The sequence below is a fragment of the Immundisolibacter sp. genome (genome assembly GCF_041601295.1).
Taxonomy (GTDB): domain Bacteria; phylum Pseudomonadota; class Gammaproteobacteria; order Immundisolibacterales; family Immundisolibacteraceae; genus Immundisolibacter.
On the sequence record NZ_JBFIII010000062.1, the window covers coordinates 1 to 17,023 of the forward strand.

The 17,023-nt window shown below is 66.7% G+C and carries 17 protein-coding genes and 3 pseudogenes; 15 read left to right on the forward strand and 5 right to left on the reverse strand.

The annotated features are described in order from the left end of the window. Positions 1-339: 339 nt before the first annotated feature. The 5 genes and pseudogenes from ABZF37_RS09305 to ABZF37_RS09325 form a co-directional block, all read left to right on the forward strand. Complete coding sequence (locus ABZF37_RS09305; RefSeq protein WP_372719178.1) at positions 340-561, forward strand: hypothetical protein; 222 nt, start codon at positions 340-342, stop codon at positions 559-561. 66 nt (positions 562-627) lie between these two features. After that, positions 628-1,272 (forward strand): annotated as a pseudogene (locus ABZF37_RS09310) (ABC transporter permease); the annotation flags it as partial. A gap of 237 nt (positions 1,273-1,509) precedes the next feature. After that, on the forward strand, positions 1,510-1,851 hold the full coding sequence (locus ABZF37_RS09315; protein WP_372719210.1) for an ABC transporter permease: 342 nt from the start codon (positions 1,510-1,512) through the stop codon (positions 1,849-1,851). Between the two features lie 78 nt (positions 1,852-1,929). Beyond that, the gene (gene asd, locus ABZF37_RS09320; protein ID WP_372719180.1) at positions 1,930-2,985 is read left to right on the forward strand and encodes an aspartate-semialdehyde dehydrogenase; all 1,056 of its coding nucleotides are present in this window, start codon (positions 1,930-1,932) and stop codon (positions 2,983-2,985) included. Positions 2,986-3,073: 88 nt separating this feature from the next. Then, positions 3,074-3,535, forward strand: a pseudogene (locus tag ABZF37_RS09325) (PDZ domain-containing protein); the annotation flags it as partial. Positions 3,536-3,634: 99 nt separating this feature from the next. Here the strand turns inward: ABZF37_RS09325 and ABZF37_RS09330 are convergent. The 3 genes and pseudogenes from ABZF37_RS09330 to ABZF37_RS09340 all read right to left on the reverse strand — a co-directional run. Continuing rightward, positions 3,635-4,897 (reverse strand): annotated as a pseudogene (locus ABZF37_RS09330) (OPT/YSL family transporter); the annotation flags it as partial. Further along, positions 4,839-6,002: an acyl-CoA dehydrogenase family protein gene (locus ABZF37_RS09335; protein WP_372719182.1), complete on the reverse strand. Its 1,164-nt coding sequence runs from the start codon at positions 6,000-6,002 to the stop codon at positions 4,839-4,841. The gene ABZF37_RS09335 and the pseudogene ABZF37_RS09330, both read right to left, overlap by 59 nt. A 133-nt stretch (positions 6,003-6,135) precedes the next feature. Further along, positions 6,136-6,918, reverse strand: coding sequence for an enoyl-CoA hydratase/isomerase family protein (locus ABZF37_RS09340; RefSeq protein ID WP_372719184.1), 783 nt, complete (start codon positions 6,916-6,918; stop codon positions 6,136-6,138). 221 nt (positions 6,919-7,139) lie between these two features. Between ABZF37_RS09340 and bphC the strand changes: the two genes are divergently transcribed. The 4 genes from bphC to ABZF37_RS09360 all read left to right on the forward strand — a co-directional run bounded on the left by bphC (position 7,140) and on the right by ABZF37_RS09360 (position 10,156). After that, on the forward strand, positions 7,140-8,081 hold the full coding sequence (gene bphC / locus ABZF37_RS09345) for a biphenyl-2,3-diol 1,2-dioxygenase (RefSeq protein WP_372719186.1): 942 nt from the start codon (positions 7,140-7,142) through the stop codon (positions 8,079-8,081). A 50-nt stretch (positions 8,082-8,131) separates the two neighbouring features. Next, the gene (locus tag ABZF37_RS09350) at positions 8,132-8,872 is read left to right on the forward strand and encodes a TenA family transcriptional regulator (RefSeq protein WP_372719188.1); all 741 of its coding nucleotides are present in this window, start codon (positions 8,132-8,134) and stop codon (positions 8,870-8,872) included. A gap of 229 nt (positions 8,873-9,101) precedes the next feature. Next, the gene (locus tag ABZF37_RS09355; protein ID WP_372719190.1) at positions 9,102-9,842 is read left to right on the forward strand and encodes a TenA family transcriptional regulator; all 741 of its coding nucleotides are present in this window, start codon (positions 9,102-9,104) and stop codon (positions 9,840-9,842) included. A 5-nt stretch (positions 9,843-9,847) separates the two neighbouring features. Continuing rightward, on the forward strand, positions 9,848-10,156 hold the full coding sequence (locus ABZF37_RS09360; protein WP_372719192.1) for a 2Fe-2S iron-sulfur cluster-binding protein: 309 nt from the start codon (positions 9,848-9,850) through the stop codon (positions 10,154-10,156). Positions 10,157-10,276: 120 nt separating this feature from the next. Here ABZF37_RS09360 and ABZF37_RS09365 read toward each other — a convergent pair whose 3' ends face one another. Then, positions 10,277-11,608, reverse strand: coding sequence for a Rieske 2Fe-2S domain-containing protein (locus ABZF37_RS09365; RefSeq protein WP_372719194.1), 1,332 nt, complete (start codon positions 11,606-11,608; stop codon positions 10,277-10,279). Between the two features lie 103 nt (positions 11,609-11,711). Then, positions 11,712-12,044 (reverse strand): DUF4405 domain-containing protein, encoded by a 333-nt coding sequence (locus ABZF37_RS09370; RefSeq protein WP_372719196.1) that lies wholly within the window; start codon positions 12,042-12,044, stop codon positions 11,712-11,714. Between the two features lie 182 nt (positions 12,045-12,226). Between ABZF37_RS09370 and ABZF37_RS09375 the strand changes: the two genes are divergently transcribed. From ABZF37_RS09375 to ABZF37_RS09400, 6 genes are all read left to right on the forward strand, one after another. Next, complete coding sequence (locus ABZF37_RS09375) at positions 12,227-13,147, forward strand: branched-chain amino acid transaminase (RefSeq protein ID WP_372719198.1); 921 nt, start codon at positions 12,227-12,229, stop codon at positions 13,145-13,147. 11 nt (positions 13,148-13,158) lie between these two features. After that, positions 13,159-13,392, forward strand: coding sequence for a zinc-finger domain-containing protein (locus ABZF37_RS09380; RefSeq protein WP_372719200.1), 234 nt, complete (start codon positions 13,159-13,161; stop codon positions 13,390-13,392). Position 13,393: 1 nt separating this feature from the next. Continuing rightward, on the forward strand, positions 13,394-14,407 hold the full coding sequence (gene waaF, locus ABZF37_RS09385) for a lipopolysaccharide heptosyltransferase II (RefSeq protein ID WP_372719202.1): 1,014 nt from the start codon (positions 13,394-13,396) through the stop codon (positions 14,405-14,407). Further along, positions 14,404-15,429, forward strand: coding sequence for a lipopolysaccharide heptosyltransferase I (waaC, locus tag ABZF37_RS09390; protein WP_372719204.1), 1,026 nt, complete (start codon positions 14,404-14,406; stop codon positions 15,427-15,429). The genes waaF and waaC overlap by 4 nt, the downstream gene beginning before the upstream one ends. Continuing rightward, positions 15,426-16,547, forward strand: a complete 1,122-nt coding sequence (locus ABZF37_RS09395) for a glycosyltransferase family 4 protein (protein WP_372719206.1) — start codon at positions 15,426-15,428, stop codon at positions 16,545-16,547. The genes waaC and ABZF37_RS09395 overlap by 4 nt, the downstream gene beginning before the upstream one ends. Continuing rightward, positions 16,547-17,023, forward strand: a 477-nt coding sequence (locus ABZF37_RS09400; protein WP_372719208.1) for a lipopolysaccharide kinase InaA family protein, incomplete at its 3' end; no start/stop codon positions are given. The genes ABZF37_RS09395 and ABZF37_RS09400, both read left to right, overlap by 1 nt.

Sequence of the window (17,023 nt, forward strand, 5' to 3'; positions counted from 1 at the left end):
ATGGCAGCCGAGGACCGCGCCTCCGCGCCCGCCCTCGAGGGCAGGGGCCATCGCGGTGGACAGGGCCCGGCCTTCCCGGTCCCAGGAGGCGGCGAGCCCCTCGGCGGGCCAGTCGGCGAGGAGCCCGCCGTCGTCCGGCCCGCGATGCGCCAGGGCGGCCAGGGCACGGCGCGTCGCCCGTATGGCGGCCGCGCTCCCGCCCAGGCCCACGTGTGCGGCTATGCCGCACATGGCTCGGAGGCGGCTCGGGCCACGCCCTTTGCCCCGGTCGGGGCAAGGGGCCAGATTGATCGGCCTGGCCCGCCCATGAACCGCCGACCCCTCCGGAGGCGACGCGCCGTGCCGCTTTCCCCCTCCTCGCCGCCGCCCCCGTCTCCCGACGAGCCGGGGACGGACTGGATCGACGACCTCACCGACGAGCAGTGTCGCGAGGTGTTCTGGCTGTATGTGGACCCGCCGGAGGAGTTCCTCCAGCGGTATCCCCCCTCGCTCCTCGGCCAGGCGCTCCGGTACGCCCTGCGCGAGGTGGCCCGCCAAGCGAGCGGCCCGCAGGCCACCTGAGCTGAAACCCGGCTCGGCCCCGCCCGTAGAACATCCACGCCGCGCTCCTCCATCCAAGGGCATGCCGTGCTCGGGTCTGCGTTCGCCGTCACCGTCGGGCTGCACAGCCTGCTGGCCAACCCGCTTCGAACCATCCTCGCCACCCTCGGCATCATCATCGGCGTCGCTTCCCTGGTGGCGGTGCTGGCGGTCGGGGACGGAGTGGAGCAGTACGCGCGTCGCTAGATCGAGAAGGAGAGCAGCCTGCAGACCATCGTCGTGGCGCCGCGCACCACGACGGAGCTCGACGGGCAACGCGTGCCCCGGGCCGAGTATCCGCGGTTCGGGGTGGCGGAGGCCGGTGCCGCGCGAGCGCTGCCCGGCGTCGTGGAGGTCTCGCTCCTCGCCACTCGCCCCGCCGCCGTCCGCGTCCCGAGCGGTGAGCCACGGGGAGCCCGGCTGGTGGAGACCCTGGAAGGTACCGCCGAGTATCTCCGATTCCAGTTCGTGGCGGGCCGCTTCATCTCGCAGGCCGAGGCCGCCGCGGGCCCCGATGCCGGCGTGGCGGTGTTGTCCCATCCGCTGGCGGACACCCTCGCCCGTGGGGGATCGCCGGAGGGGCTCCTGGGCGAGTGGATCGAGGTCCTGGGGCGCCGCTATCGGGTGGTGGGGGTGCTCGCGCCACGAGAGGGCAATACCGAGCCCACGCTGTTCGTGCCGCTGGGAGCCGCGGGGGAGGACGGGCCTCCGCCGGTGCTCCGGCTGAAGGCCGCCCGCGTCGAGGAGGTGCCGCTGGTGCGCCAGCGGGCCGAGGCGTGGCTGGCGAGCCGGTACGAGGGGTGGGCGGACTCGGTGGAGATCTTCACGCGGGACCGGGATGTCGCTCGGCTGGGGGAGGGCATCCTGGTGTTCAAGCTGTTCATGGGTGCCATCACCGGGATCTCCCTCCTGGTCGGCGGGATCGGGATCATGAATGTGCTGCTCGCCTCGGTGATCGAGCGGACCCGCGAGATCGGGGTGCGGCGGGCGATCGGCGCGCGCCGTCGCGATCTCCTGACCCAGTTCCTGGCCGAGTCCGTGACCGTGGCGGGGGCGGGGAGCGCGATCGGGGTCGTGTTGGGCATGAGCGGGGCCTACGCCGTGACCGCGATGATGCGCGCCCGGACGGACGCGACGGTGTATGCCGACTTCTCCTGGAGCACGGTGGCGGTCGCGGTGCTGGCCGCCGCGGCGACCGGCCTGGCCTTCGGCCTCTACCCGGCCCTTCGCGCCGCTCGGCTGTCTCCGATCGACGCGATCCGGCACGAGTGAGGAGGGATTGACGTCGCCGCCGGGAGGAACGACCTTCTGCCGGCCCCCCCCCGGCCATTCCTCCACACCGACCCGACCATGACCCGGGCGACCATCGCGATCCTCGGCGCTACCAGCGTGAGCGGCCAGCGGCTCGTCCATTTGCTCGCGGGACACCCCTGGTTCACCGTCGCGGCGGTGACCGGCCCCGACCACCTGGTGGGCAAGGCCTATGGCGACGCCTGCCGCTGGGCGCTGGCCGAGCCCATGCCTGCGTACGCCCGCACGCTCCGCCTGCGGGAGCACCTGGGCGGGGAGGATGCGTCGATCGTCTTCTCCGCGCTCTCCGACTCGGCGGCGGCCTCGCTCGAGCCGGAGCTGGCGGCGGCCGGCCACACCGTGGTCTCCCTCTCCTCCGCCCATCGGGCGGAGGCCGACGTGCCGCTGGTGCTCGCCGACGTCAACCCCGATCACCTCGACCTCCTGGGCGAGCAGCGGAAGCGCCGCGGCTGGACCGGCGCCCTGGTGACCATCCCCAACTGCGCGGTGGTCGGCCCCACGGTGGTGCTGAAGCCGCTCCAGGACGCGTTCGGCCTGCGCCGGGTGTTCCTGGCCACGCTGCAGGCGGTGACCGGAGCGGGCTATCCGGGCGTGCCCGCGCTCGACCTGCTCGACAACGTGATCCCGTACATCGCCGGGGAGGAGGAGAAGCTCGAGAGCGAGCCGCGCAAGATCCTCGGGCGGCTGTCCGGGGCCCGGGTCGAGCCCGCGGAGGTGCGGATCACCGCGCACGCCGCCCGGGTGGCCGTGACCGAGGGCCACGTGGCCTGCCTGTCCATCGAATGCGAGCGGGCGGCCGAAGTCGGGGAGGCGTCGCGCTTCCTGGCATCCTATCGTCCGCCGGAGGAGGTCCGGGGCCTTCCCTCGTGCCCGGGAGTGGTGCTCGCGGTCCGCCCGGAAGCGGACCGTCCGCAGCCCCGGCGAGACCGGGGGGCGGGGAGCGGGATGACGACGGTGGTGGGGCGGGTGCGGGCGGACCCGCTGCTGGACATTCGCTGTGTGGTCCTGGCCCACAACACGATCCGGGGGGGCGCCGGCAGCGCGCTGCTCGCGGCGGAGCTCCTCTGGCACCGTCGGTCCGGCGAATCGGCTTGAAACGGCGCGGCCCCAAGGCCATATTTTGGGCGCTTTTCCGGTGGGGGGCCGGTGTCTGGGCCTCCCTTTTTTGTCGCCCGTGGGGACCATGATCAAGGTAGCCGCCGTCCATCCGGAGTCGATCGGCGCGGAGCTCGGGCTCCGGGCCGGGACCGAGCTCGTGTCGGTCAACGGGCGGTTGCTGGACGACTTCCTCGACTGGGAGTTCCTGACTGCCGACGAGGCCTTCACGCTGCTGGTTCGCCAGCCGGAGGGCGACGAGGTGGAATACGACATCGAGCGGTCCCTGGAGGATCCGCTCGGCGTCGTGCTGGCGCCGCCCCGCATCCGCCGCTGCGCGAACCGCTGCGACTTCTGCTTCGTGGACGGCCTGCCTCCCGGCCTCCGCGAGGTGCTGTACATCCGGGATGACGACTACCGGCTCTCGTTCCGGTACGGCAACTTCGCCACGCTGACCAACCTGAAGGACAAGGACGTCGAGCGCATCATCGAGTACCGGCTCTCGCCGCTGTACGTCAGCGTCCACGCGACCGATCCGGTGGTGCGCCGCTACCTGCTGCGCAATCCGACCGCGCCGGCAGTCGTCCCCCAGCTGCGCCACTTTGCCGATGGCGCCGATCGGCGGAATGCCGGTCTCACCGACCACCCGCGAGGCCACAACAGCCAGCGCCAGACTGAGCACAACCGCGGCGAGGGCTGCACCCCAGCCAATATCGAACAAGGCATGTTGCAACCAGACCACCAGGGACACCGCGGCCAGGGCGCCGAGCACAAATGCGCGCACCGGGATTGGCAGCGCCGGCGTGGTGAGATGCGCAGTTGCCCGAGGACCCTTGCGGCGCAGTCGGATCACGGTCAGGGCGAAGCTGGTCAGGGAGGCCGCGGTCATCAGCGTGACGCCAGGCCAGATCAACCACTCCACCAGAGGACCGAACCAGGCCGAGTCCGCTGCGCCGGCCTGTGCCCAGCCCTGCGCCAACGCCCAGGGGCCGAGGCCGACCCAGGCAACGCAGGCCCCCAGCAATAGCGAGATACCGGCCCGCGTACCAATAATGGCGCCAAAGCCAATCATCAAAAGTGATGGATCCAGAGACAGACCCAGATTACCGGCGCTGATCCCGCCCGTGCCCAGGGCGCCGCGGGCCGGTAAGGCCAGCGGCGGCGACCAGCGCGACCAGCTCAGCCAGAAATCGCCAATCAGCTTGAGCCCGCCAGCCAGTCCCGCGGCGCCAAACAGCATGCGTACCCGCGCCAGTGCCTCGGCGCTGCGGCCATAGATCTCACGCACCGTTTCCGCAGTGGCGACCCCGGCCGGAAACATCAATCCCTGGCGCTCGATCATCGGCCGCCGCATGACGATGGCCACGACGACACCCAGCGTGCTCACCGCCAGGACCCATAGCCATAGCGTGTTCCAGCCAGGCTGCCGGCCGGTCAGCAGCGCCAGGGCCGGGATCGGCGCCACCAGACCGCTGGAGATGATTGATGCCGACGCCGACGCCGTGGTCTGGTTGATATTATTTTCCAGCAGCCCCCAGCGCGGCGCACCGAACAGATCCTCGGCCATGCGCCAGAACGCATAGCTGAGCAGGGCCGCGGCAATCGACATGTTGAACGACCAGCCGATCTTGAGGCCACTGTACACATTGCATGGCGTCAGCAGCGCGCCGATGACTATGCCGGTGAGAACGCTGCGCCGGGTCAGTTCCCTTGGATAGTCAGGGCTCAAGCGGGTCTCCGGAGTCTTGGATGCCGGGCACAGCAGGCGTCGGTAAAAGGCGACCCTCGCCGGCTGGGGAAGCACTGAGAAATCCCGGATGATTTTGGTCAGCGCTTCCTCAGTCGAATCGCCACTACTTCGGCAGCCCCATCCAGTTAACGATGTTGTTTCTCTGAATCGCCGACGAGCCACCAAAGATCGGCAGTGCCAGCGAGTCGCGAACGTAGCGCTCCATGGGGAATTCGCTGGCGTAGCCGTAGGCGCCCATGACTTTCTGGGCGGCCAGTGTGATCTCGGTGCAGTACTCGGTGGCCATCAGTTTGGCGATGGCGGTTTCAACGCCGTGGCGGCCCTCGCCGTCCAGTTTGCCGGCGACCTGGTAGACCAGCGTGCGGGCGGTGTACAGCTTGGCCTGCATGTCGGCCAGCATGTGGCGGATGGACTGGTAGTTGCCGATGGCCTTGCCGAACTGTTTGCGTTCCTGGGCATAGTTCCAGGCGTCTTCCGTCGCCGCCCAGGCGATGCCGAGCGCGATCGCCGCGACTTCGATTTTTTCCACGTCCAGGCCCGGTCCGGCCAGCATGTCCCAGCCGCGATTCCAGGCTGCCTCGCCACCGACCAGGTTGGCCAGCGGCAGGCGCACGTTGTCGAGATTGACGTCGGTAGTGTGGATGCCGCGCACACCCATGCATTCAAACGCCGTGACGCTGACGCCCGGCGCGGTCGGCGGGATGAGTACGAACGACAGGTTTTGATAGCGTGGCCCGGCGCGGTCGGAGCAGACCAGGGCGTAGATGTAGTCGGCCTCGTCGGCGCCGGAGCAAAAACGCTTGGCGCCGTTGATGATGAGTTCATCGCCATCGCGCACGGCGGTGGTCTTGACGCTGCCCAGATCCGAGCCGATGTCAGGTTCCGTGAGGCCGTAGGCGAAGATCAGCTTGCCCTCGGCGATCTTTGGCAGCAGCTCGCGTTTTTGCGCCTCGGAGCCGACTTCGGTGATGTTCATGCCGGCGTAGCAGGTACACATGATGTACGGCACCGACACCGCCAGCGAGCGACGCGACAGTTCCTCGATCACCGCCATACAGGCCGGGATGTCCACGCCGGCGCCGCCGTATTCCTCCGGCACCGTCAGGCCGCACACGCCCAGCTCGGCCAGCTTGTCGAACACGTCGCGCGGGAATACGTCCTCACGGTCCCAGCGGGCGGCGGCCTCGCGCGGCATTTCCTTATCCACGAAGCGGCGCAAGGTATCGCGCAGCAGGCGGATGTGTTCGGGTTCGGCCAGTTCGAGCATGGGGCTGCCTCCTCGTTAGGCGGGGTGTCGGGTTGCGCCCTGGCGGCCTAACCCGACCTACACGGGCTCAGTGTGCCCGCGGTACAGGGATGTGCCGTGGTCTGAGCAGTCCAGGATGGACTGATTAAGGCATCTATCGGTTCTTCCATTCCGGTTTGCGGCGCTGACCGAACGAGGCCAGGCCCTCCTGGATGTCCTGCCCGAATACGACCGGGTCCCATATCTGGCGCTGGAATTCCTCCAGCACCTCGCGGTTGTATTTCACCGACAGGCGCACGGCCTGGGTGTGGGCGGCCACCGAGCGGGGCGAGTTGCTGGCGATTTTCTGCGCCAGTTTAAGGGTCTCGGCCTGCACCTGATCGTCCGCCACCACGCGGTTGACCAGGCCACAGGCCTTGGCCTCGGCGGCGCCGAACGGCTCGGCGGTCAGTACTTTTTCCATGAACACGCGCGGTCCCATGAATTTCCACAGGTCCAGATAGCCCATGGTCGGCATGCCGACCGAGGTTTCCGGGATGCCGAACTTGCACGACTCGCCGGACACGATCAGGTCGCAGGCGTTCGCCAGCAACAGGCCACCGGCCATGCAGTAGCCGTGCACGGCGGCAATCATCGGCTTGGGCGTGGCGCGCACCAGGGCGAATGCTTCCAGGCCCTGGCGGGGCATGGTGTAGAAGTTGGCCGGCTGGTCGCCGATCAGTTCCAGCGCTTCCTTCAGGTCTCCGCCGGTGCAAAACGCCCGGCCCTCGCCGCGCAGGATGGCAACCCAGGCTTCGTCGTCTGCGGCGTAGCGCTTCACGGCATCGGTGAGGTCGGTGAGCATGGCCACGCTCATGGCGTTCATGGCCTCAGGACGGTTCATGCTGATGATGGCAACGTGGCCGTCGCGGGCGTAAGTGACCAGCGGCTCGCTCATGGGCGGGTTTCTCCTTGTGAGTGCGGTTGGATGACCATGCCGGCCCTGCGGTCGGCGGTCGGCTTGGCAGCATAAGCGAAGCCCGCCCGGCGGGTACAGCGGCGCGGCTCATGCGTGGCCCTGACCTGGATCAAGTCCAGCCTCTGCCCGCGTGGCGTAATGGGATCCACGCCGGCACCGCTGTGGTCGCGGCGAGTGCCCGTCACTGTGGAGAGATCGCTATGGTCAAGGTTACCGAACTCGGTTACATGGGCTTCAACGTCACCGACATGGCGGCCTGGGAGTCGTTTGCCACCCAGGTCGTCGGCATGGAACTGCACGAAACCGGCGAGGGCGACCGCAAGTACCTGCGCCTGGATGACTGGCACCACCGCTTTGTGCTGCACACGAGCAAGGAGGACGACCTGGCCTACATCGGCTGGCGCGTGCCCGGCCCGGACGAGCTGGAAGAAATGGCCGTGCAGCTGGAAGCCGCCAAGGTGCCGTACCGCTTTGCCAGCAGCGCCGAGTGCGACGAGCGGCGGGTGCTGGGTCTACTGAAGTTGACCGATCCGGGCGGCAACCCGACCGAGGTTTTCTACGGCCCGGAAGTGATGACCTTCCGGCCGTTCCACCCCGGCCGGCCGATGTTCGGCCGCTTCGTGACCGGCGACCAGGGCATCGGGCACTGCATCCTGCGCCAGAACGACGTCAAGGCGGCTTACGACTTCTATAGCAAGGTGTTCGGCATGCGCGGCTCGGTGGAGTACAAGCTGCGTGGCCCGGACGGCTCGGTGGTCATGCCGACCTTCATGCACTGCAACGAGCGCCAGCACTCGGTAGCCTTCCTGGGCGGCCCAAGCCCGAAGCGTATCAACCACCTGATGCTGGAGTACACCGATCTGAACGACCTGGGTGTTGCCTATCACGCGGTGCGCGAACGCAAGCTGCCGGTGGCCATCGACATCGGCAAGCATTCCAACGACCAGGCTGTGACTTTCTACTGCGGCAACCCGTCCGGCTGGTTGTCCGAACTTGGCTGGGGTGCGCGTACCGCGCCGAGCCAGCAGGAGTATTACTCAGCCGACATCTGGGGCCACGAAATGCACGAGGGTGGTTTCGGCATGGACCTGGACATGGTGGCGCACGAGGAGGAGGCCGCTGCCAAGGCCGGCGCCGCCTGAGTCAAACGATTACGTAATTGGTGCTCACGCCACAATCGGAGGGAAACCCCATGGCTACTGCCGCACACGACATTCACACCGCTTATCTGGTCGACGTGAAAGGTGACTGGCTGCGTCACCTCAAGGATGACGTGCTCGAACCGCTGGCGGCCAAGGCGCTGGCGCACCCGGTCCTGCGGGATATTGAGTCCGGCCGGCTGCCGAAGGAGAAGTTCACCCGCATGATGGCCAACCTGTGCTGGGTGATCACAGGGTTTCCAGAGTACGTGTCGGCGCTGGCCGCCCGTTGCCCGAAGAATGACCATATGGTCAAGGCGGCGCTGCTGGAGAACGCCTACATCGAGCGCGATCATCCGTTTCTGCTGGCGCAGGCGGTGACCGCGCTGGGTGGACCGGGTGACGCCATCCTGGATGGGCCGGACTGGGTATCCTTCGACTTTGACCCCTACGTTCACATGCTGCGCATGACGATTGAGGGCTACGTGTTTCACCGGCCGTGGATCGAGGGCATGGCGGCCACGGCGGTCGGCGTCGAGAGCGTGGTGCCGGCGGTGTTCGGGCGCATTGGGGCGGCGGCGATCAAGCACTACGGCCTGACCGAGGACGACGCCGAGTGGTTCCACATCCACAGCGGCGAGGTGGAGATGGAGCACGGCAACGAAGGTCTGCGCGTGCTGGACAAGTACGTTGCCGACGATGACCTTGACACCCAGGCGGCCTGCATTGCCGCCGCAAGGCTGGTATCGGACGGCATCGGCGTTGGCCTGTTCGACGCCGTGGGTCGCTGGTAGCGCCGATGGCGCGTATCCGGATCAACGATAGCGCTGCGGCGACTTGACACGCCGACCGAACAGTTGTTTAACAGTCCCGTGCCAATGGAAACTTGGCATGACGCGGAGGCTGCGGCCCATGGAGGGCGAGCCTGGGCGGGATTGGGACTGATTTCGCTGCAGGCCAATGGTTTGAAACTTGACGTTCGGTTCGCCGAAGTCGGCGCCGGAACCACCACGAGGAATCCCCATGGCTACTGTTGCGAAAGAACTGCACACCCACTATCTCATTGACGTCAAAGGCGACTGGTTACGTCACCTCAAGCAGGACGTGCTGGAACCGCTGACCGGCAAAGCGGTGAATCACCCGGTGCTCAAAGCCATCGAAGCCGGGCGCCTGCCGAAAGAAAAATTCGCGCGCATGATGGCGAACCTGTGCTGGGTGATTACCGCCTTTCCGGAGTACGTGTCGGCGCTGGCCGCCCGTTGCCCGAAGAATGACCACGTGATCAAGGCTGCCTTGTTGGAGAACGCCTACATCGAGCGCGACCATCCGTTCCTGCTGGCGCAGGCGGTGAACGCGCTGGGTGGGCCGGGTGACGCCATTCTTGAGGGGCCGGACTGGGTGTCGTTCGACTTTGACCCCTACGTTCACATGCTGCGCATGACGATCGAGGGCTACGTGTTTCACCGGCCATGGATCGAGGGCATGGCGGCTACCGCGGTCGGCGTCGAAACCGTCACCCCGGCGGTGTTCGGTGGCCTTGGCAGGGCTGCCGTTCAACACTATGGCGTGTCGGAAGAAGACGCCGAGTGGTTCCGAATTCACGGAGGCGAGGTCGAGATGGAGCACGGTAACGATGGCCTGCGTGTGCTCGACAAATACGTCGGGGCGGATGATCTGAACACGCAGCATGCCTGCATTGCCGCGGCCAGACTGGTGTCCGATTCCGTTGGCGTCGGTGTGCTCGACATGGTGGGTCGCTGGTAGCGCCGATGGCGCGCATCCGCATCAACAACGGACCATGGCGCAAGGTGATGCCCGGATCGAGTCTGCTCGGCCTCATCAGGGGCCGGGCCGGCATTCGCATACATACGTCGTGCGGCCTGGGTAATTGTGGCTCGGATATCGTCCTTATCCGGTCCGGCATGGAGCACCTGAGTCCGGCATTCCCCAGCGAGTTGCGTACCCTGGCCGTCGAAGGTGCGCCCGACAACGCGCGCCTGTCGTGCGTGACCAAGTTGCTGGAGGGTGACGTGGAGATCGAAGTGCCGGACTACAGCCTGGAACAGCCGGCCGCCTGAGCTATCGGTACGCCCCTAAACCGGCCAGTTGCCCCGCACGGGGAAACTGGCCGGGTTTTTGTGTACGCGGAATTTCAGGCAGCCTTCAGGGAGGCGACGGCGAGTCCTGGGGCGTGCGCCTTAACGCACGCCGCAGCTGATCAGGCGCCGCCACTCCCGGTATTGGCCGTAGTACAGCGTCTCGTCCATCACATGCGGGCCGCTTGATTCCGGGTTGATTCCCAGCTGCTGGGCCAGGTCATCGGCGCCTCGGATCATGCGCGTCATGCCCCGGTCATAGCCCTGCTGCCAGGCCACATAGCGGGCCTGGAAGCCGTCCTGGCAGGCCTCGAATTCGGACAGGTCGTCCGGCGTCGCCATGCCGGTGGCATTGAAGAAATCCTCGTACTGACGGATCCGCCGCTCGCGTGCGACGCGGTCCTCGCCCTTGGGCGCGATGCAGTAAATCTGCACCTGTGTCAGGTCGGGCGCGATCGGCTGGAACACGCGAATCTGCGACGAGGCCTGCTCCATCAGGTTCACGTTGGGATAAATCAGCAGGTTGCGCTGACGGCGCAGCATCCAGTCCGCATATACCTCACCCAGGCGCGCCCTGACCTCGTCCCGGCTATCCCACAGCGGACGGTTTTCAGGCCGCGGGAAGGTGCTCCAGATCATGGCGTGGCCGCGGCCCAGGTCGTAGCAGCCAGTGCGACCGGTCAGGGCGTTTTTGTCGAAGCCGGTCTTGACCTTGTCCGGACGTCCTCCGGAGTCGGCGCCTTCCAGCCGGCGCGTGATCACGCCCACGTAATTGCCGTGCACGCTGGTGAAGTGGTAGCCGTCGATGCCGTTCTCGCACTGCATCTTCCAGTTGCCGCGGTAGGTGTAGGTGGACGAACCGCGCAGTACCTCGGCGCCGTCCGGTCCCATGCCGGCCAGCATGTCGATGAACGGCCGCGTGTTGCCCAGGTGCGTTTCCAGGTCCGGCACCTCGGCGTTCAGGCTGGCGAACACGAAGCCCTTGTAGCTGCCCACGCGCGGCACGGGTGCAAGGTCGTGATTGGCGCGCTGGAAGGCGTCCGGGTAGGCGCCCGTGTCCAGGTCCTTGATGTCCACATTGCGCCCGGCACTGTCGAACACCCAGCCGTGGTAAGGGCAGGTGATGTACTTCTGGTTGCCATGGGCGGTGCGACACAGCGCCGCGCCGCGGTGCGGACAGGCATTCAGGAAGGCATGCACGCCACCGTCGGCATCGCGCGTGACGATGACCGGCTGGCGGCCCATGCGGGTGCGGAAAAAGTCGTTCGGTTTGGCCACCTGGCTTTCGTGACACAGGAACAGCCAGGTACCCTCGAAGATGTGCTTCATCTCCAGGTCGAACAGTGCCTGGTCCGTGAACAGGCTTCGGCTGACCTCGAACAGCCAGGCATCCGGCTGGTCGACGAACAGCCGATCGATGTCGTTCGGTTTCACGATGCGCGTTCTCCAGTCTGCCCCGAAAGTGGGACTTCAGACTGTGACGCGCGCCCGTTCCCGGGTCTTGACCGAGGTCAACCGCGCGCGATCATGCGCCGGGTCACTCGGCCTGCGCGCCCAGGGCGTCCAGCGGTTGCGCTATTTCGGGCGGTACCGCGTTGTTAATGGCCACGGCGTAGACCACCACCAGCAGCGCCACCAGCGCCCCGCCGGTCAGAGCCACCGCGCGGGCGCGCACGTACTGACGCAAGGCCCGGAAATTGAGCGCAATGTGCGCGGTCATGGCCGCCACCATGACCAGCCCGAACAGCTTGTGCACCGGGTGCATCTGGATGGTGAAAGACGGTCGTTCGATGAAGAACATCAGCAGTCCGGACGTGGACATGGCGATGAAGGACACGAACAACGTTACCGCGACCAGTTTGTAAAACATGGGGTCCTCGCAAGCAATTGGGCCAATGATCGAGACCGGATATTGGCACAAAGCGCGGTGCCGCGTCTGGCGCGCGTTTGCTGCCAGTTACGACCGCTCAGCGTGTAAACTTGCGCGCCGCTCGCGCTTGCCGGGCGGGCTTTTTATATGGCGAGCGGTGCAACGGCGCGGAGGCCTCGGCGATGGGCATGGAAGATCGGGATGGCGTCATCTGGTTCGACGGGGAGCTGGTGCCCTGGCGCGAGGCCAAGGTGCACGTGTTGACCCACTCCCTGCACTACGGCATGGGCGTGTTCGAGGGCGTGCGGGCGTACAAGACGGCGCGCGGTACGGCGGCGTTTCGCCTGCAGGAACATGTCGATCGCCTGTTCGCCTCGGCGCACATCCTGCAAATGGATATTCCGTTTGCCCGCGACCAGGTAAGGGACGCCTGTCTGGCGGCGTTGCGCGAGAACGGCCTGGAGGCCGGCTATATCCGCCCGCTGGCGTTTTATGGTTCCGAAGGCATGGGCGTGAGCGCGTCGAATCTGACCGTGCACCTGATCGTGGCGGCCTGGCCGTGGGGCGCCTATCTGGGCGAGGAGGCGCTGGAGCGCGGGGTACGGCTGCGGACCTCGTCGTTTGCGCGTCACCACATCAACGTCACCATGTGCCGCACCAAGGCGACCGGTAATTACATCAACTCCATGCTGGCGCTGCGCGAGGCGCAGGCCTGTGGCTATGACGAGGCGCTGCTGCTGGATGTCGACGGCTACGTGGCCGAGGGCAGCGGTGAGAACGTTTTCGTGATCCGCAAGGGCGTCATTTCCACGCCGGACATCACCTCGGCGCTGGAAGGTATCACCCGCGACACGGTGATCACCTTGGCGCGCGAAGTGGGCCTGGAGGTGCGCGAGAAGCGCATCACCCGCGACGAGGTGTACCTGGCCGACGAGGCGTTCTTCACCGGTACCGCCGCCGAGGTGACGCCGATCCGCTCGCTTGACGACCGCCTGATCGGCGGGGGTACGCCCGGGCCGATCACGCGCGATCTGCAGAAGCGCTACTTTGCCACCGTCAACGGCGAGAACGACGGGCATGCCGACTGGCTGACCCTGGTGTGATGGGCTCCAGCATGGGCTCCAGCAGTGAGGAACACGCGGTGACGCACGACATTAGAGCCAGTACCCAGAATCGCTACGAGGTCACGCGCAAGGATTTACCCCTGTCGTGTCCGATGCCGGGCATGGTGAAGTGGGACTCTCACCCGCGGGTATTTCTGCCGATCGACGAGAGCGGTGAGGAAAAATGCCCGTACTGCGGAGCGGTCTACGTGTTGGTGCCAGAGGCTGAAAATATCCACCGCTGAGGTGAGCGACGACGCGGTACTGGTAGTCGGCCCCTCCTGGGTCGGCGATATGGTGATGATCGAGCCGCTGTTGGCGAGCCTGAAGGCGCGCCAGCCGGTCCCGGCCGTCGATGTGCTGGCGCCTGCCTGGTCAGCGCCGCTGCTGTCGCGCATGGCGCAGGTGCGGCGCGCCATCGATTTGCCTATCGGTCACGGGCAATGGGCTGTCGGCAAGCGCCTGGCCATGGGGCGTGCATTGCGCGGCCAGTACCAGCAGGCCATCGTGCTGCCAGGCTCGTGGAAATCCGCGCTGTTGCCTTTTTTTGCCGGCATCCCTCAGCGCACGGGTTTTGTCCGGGAACTGCGCTACGGGTTGCTGAACGACGCCCGGCGCCTCGACAAGCGCGCCCTGCCAATGACAGTGCAGCGCTTTGCTGCGCTCGGTCTCGGCGCCGGTGCGCCGCTGCCAGGCACGCTTCAGCCACGGCTGAACGCCGACCCGGTGGTGGTTGCGCGGACCTTGGCGAGCTTGGGGCTCAGTACGGGCAGCGCACCGGTATTGCTGTTGTGTCCGGGCGCCGAGTTTGGTCCGGCCAAGCGCTGGCCAGCTGTGCATTTTGCCGCGCTGGCGCGCCATTATCGCCAGCGCGGCTGGCAGGTTTGGCTGGTCGGCTCGGCCAGGGACGCGTCCATCACGGCCCAGGTCAAGGCCGCTGCCGGTGATGGCTGTATCGATCTGGCCGGGCGCACCGATCTTGGGGAGGTTTGCGATGTCATCGCCGCGGCCGATCTTGTGGTCAGCAACGACAGTGGCTTGATGCACGTGGCGGCGGCGCTGGGCCGGCCCTTGGTTGCGGTGTACGGGTCCTCGGACCCCGGTTTTACACCACCGTTATCGGCACGGGCCCGGGTGGTGAGCCTGGCCCTGTCGTGCAGCCCGTGTTTCAAACGCGAGTGCCCGCTCGGTCACCTGCGCTGCCTGAACGATCTTGACCCGGAGCGGGTGCTGGCCGCCGCGGCGGAGCTGGATGCGTGAAGCTGTTATTGGTCAAGACCTCGTCCCTGGGTGACGTGTTGCATGCCCTGCCAGCGCTGACCGAGGCCAAGGCGCATGTGCCCGCGCTGGAGTGTCACTGGGTGGTGGAAGAAGCCTATGCCGCCATCCCGGCCTGGCATCCGGCAGTGACCAGGGTGTTGCCGCTGGCGCTGCGCCGGTGGCGGCGCGCGCCACTGGCGGCACTGCGCTCGGGTGAGTGGTCGGTGTTCAGTTCGGCGTTGCGCGGGCGCCGTTACGACTGTGTCCTGGACGCGCAGGGTCTGCTAAAGACCGCGCCGGTGACGCTCCTGGCACGCGGCGCCACGGTGGGTTTCGACCGGCACAGCGCCCGTGAGGGACTGGCGGCCCTGGTTTACAAGCGCCGCGTAGCGGTGGATCGCCGTCAGCACGCGGTGCAGCGCCTGCGCGTGCTGTTCGGTGCCGCGCTGGGTTACCAACCAGGACCGACTCCGCCGGACTATGGCATCGTCCGGGAGCGCCTGCCGGCGTCGACACAGCAGGGTGACTACGTGGTGTTTCTGCACGGCAGCAGTTGGCCGAGCAAGCTGTGGCCTCAAGCGCACTGGCGCGCGTTGATTGACCACGCCGGGCAGGCGGGCCTGCGGGTGCTGTTGCCGTGGGGTGACGCCACCGAGCATAGCCGGGCGCAGGCGCTGGCGGTCGGCGCGCCGCATGCCAAGGTGCTGGCACCGCTCGATCTGCCGCAGCTGGCGGCGACCCTGGCAGGCGCGCGAGGGGTGGTCGGCGTGGACAGTGGTCCCACCCATCTGGCGAGTGCGCTGGGTGTGCCGACGGTGTCCCTGTATGGCGCGACCGATCCCGAGCTGACCGGCACCTGGGGCACCCGCCAGCGGCGTTTGCAGGCGGTTTATGCGTGTGCGCCATGTCTGCGCCGCGACTGTCGCTTTGCGCTTGATGACGGCCCGCAGCCGCCCTGTTTCGGCCAGATGAACGCCGCCACGGTGTGGCAGGCGCTGTGCGCGCAACGGGAGGGCGGGTGAAGATCGCCTTTTGTCTGTTCAAGTACTTCCCATACGGTGGCATGCAGCGCAACGCGCTGCGCATTGCACGCGCACTGCGGGCACGCGGCCACCAGGTGGAGTTCTTTGCCATGCAGTGGCAAGGCGACCTTGATCCGGACTTGCCGGTGCATCTGTTGCCGGTGCGTGGACTCACCAACCATACCCGCTACGCAAATTTTGCCCGGGCATTCGCGCTGGCCGCGCAGGGCTTCGACGGTCGGGTCGGGTGCAACAAACTGCCGGGTCTGGATCTTTATTACGCCGCCGATACCTGCTACCACGCGCGCATGGCGAAGCGGCCGTTCTGGCATCGGTTGTCGGGCCGCTACCGGGCCTTCATTGCGGCCGAGCAGGCCGTGTTCTCGCCACAGAGTCATACCGAAATTCTGGCAATATCCGACAGCGAGGCGCGCTCGTATCAAGCCAGTTACGGCACGCCCGCGAGCCGTTTTCACGCCTTGCCACCGGGCATTGGCCAGGATCGTCGGGCAACCGATGCGGCCCCCGAACAGCGCGCCACGCTGCGCGCGGAATTTGGTATTGGCGAGTCGGAGTATTTATTGCTGACAATCGGTTCGGGCTTTCGCATGAAAGGGCTTGACCGCAGCCTGCGTGCGCTGGCGGCGTTGCCGCCGATGCTGCGGGCCCGCACCCGTCTTATCGCAATCGGTCGTGACAAGCCGGGGCTGTTCCGTCGCCTGGCGAGGAAACTGGGTGTGGCCGGCGCGCTCACCATCCTGGATGGTCGGGACGATATTCCGTTCTTTCTGCAGGGCGCCGATCTGTTGCTGCACCCGGCTTACTACGAGAACACCGGTTCGGTACTGGTCGAGGCCATTGTTGCCGGTCTACCGGTACTGACGACCAGCAGCTGTGGATTTTGCGTACACGTCCAGCAGTCCGGATGTGGCACGGTACTGCCGGAACCGTTCAGCCAGGCCGGCATGAACCAGCACTTATCGCGGATGCTTGTCTCGCCGGAACGCGCGCGGTGGCGTGAAGCCGGTATCGCCTATGGCCAGACCGCGGACTTGTACAGCCTTGGCCAGACCGCTGCCGAAGTGATCGAAACGCGGCTGCTGGCGATGTACGCCTGATGCGGATCACATTGGTACCGCAGGTTTCGTCGGCGCTGCCACCAGCCGCCTTCGACGCGCTGATGGTGTTGCCCGGGGTGGTGCAGCGACGGGTCAAGGAGCGGGAGACCCTGCGCGTCACGATTGGCGGTCGTGAATACTTCTTGAAGCGCCATTTCGGCGTCAGCTTGCGTGAAGTTGCCAAGAATCTGTCGCAACTTCGCTGGCCGGTGCTGGGTGCCGATACCGAGGCGCGGGGTATTCGTCGCTTGCAGGCGCTGGGGGTGCCCACCGTATCTCTGGCAGGGGAGGGCGAACGTGGACTGAATCCCCTGCGACGACAGTCGTTTATTTTGACCGAGGCACTGCCCGATACGATCACCCTGGAGGAGCTGAGCCTGAGCTGGGGTCGACAGCCGTTTCGCAGTCGAGCCGACATGCTGCTCAAAAGAGCCTTGCTGGTGCGGATTGCGGGTATCGCCCGCAGCCTGCACGAG

Bases quoted from the DNA above. Each gene is read 5' to 3' on its own strand.
- ABZF37_RS09375 (WP_372719198.1), top strand. From the start codon at position 12,227: ATGGGCATGGAAGATCGGGATGGCGTCATCTGGTTCGACGGGGAGCTG.
- ABZF37_RS09315 (WP_372719210.1), top strand. From the start codon at position 1,510: ATGAATGTGCTGCTCGCCTCGGTGATCGAGCGGACCCGCGAGATCGGG.
- ABZF37_RS09355 (WP_372719190.1), top strand. From the start codon at position 9,102: ATGGCTACTGTTGCGAAAGAACTGCACACCCACTATCTCATTGACGTC.
- ABZF37_RS09335 (WP_372719182.1), bottom strand. From the start codon at position 6,002: ATGCTCGAACTGGCCGAACCCGAACACATCCGCCTGCTGCGCGATACC.
- ABZF37_RS09370 (WP_372719196.1), bottom strand. From the start codon at position 12,044: ATGTTTTACAAACTGGTCGCGGTAACGTTGTTCGTGTCCTTCATCGCC.
- ABZF37_RS09340 (WP_372719184.1), bottom strand. From the start codon at position 6,918: ATGAGCGAGCCGCTGGTCACTTACGCCCGCGACGGCCACGTTGCCATC.
- ABZF37_RS09380 (WP_372719200.1), top strand. From the start codon at position 13,159: ATGGGCTCCAGCAGTGAGGAACACGCGGTGACGCACGACATTAGAGCC.
- bphC (WP_372719186.1), top strand. From the start codon at position 7,140: ATGGTCAAGGTTACCGAACTCGGTTACATGGGCTTCAACGTCACCGAC.
- asd (WP_372719180.1), top strand. From the start codon at position 1,930: ATGACCCGGGCGACCATCGCGATCCTCGGCGCTACCAGCGTGAGCGGC.
- ABZF37_RS09360 (WP_372719192.1), top strand. From the start codon at position 9,848: ATGGCGCGCATCCGCATCAACAACGGACCATGGCGCAAGGTGATGCCC.
- ABZF37_RS09350 (WP_372719188.1), top strand. From the start codon at position 8,132: ATGGCTACTGCCGCACACGACATTCACACCGCTTATCTGGTCGACGTG.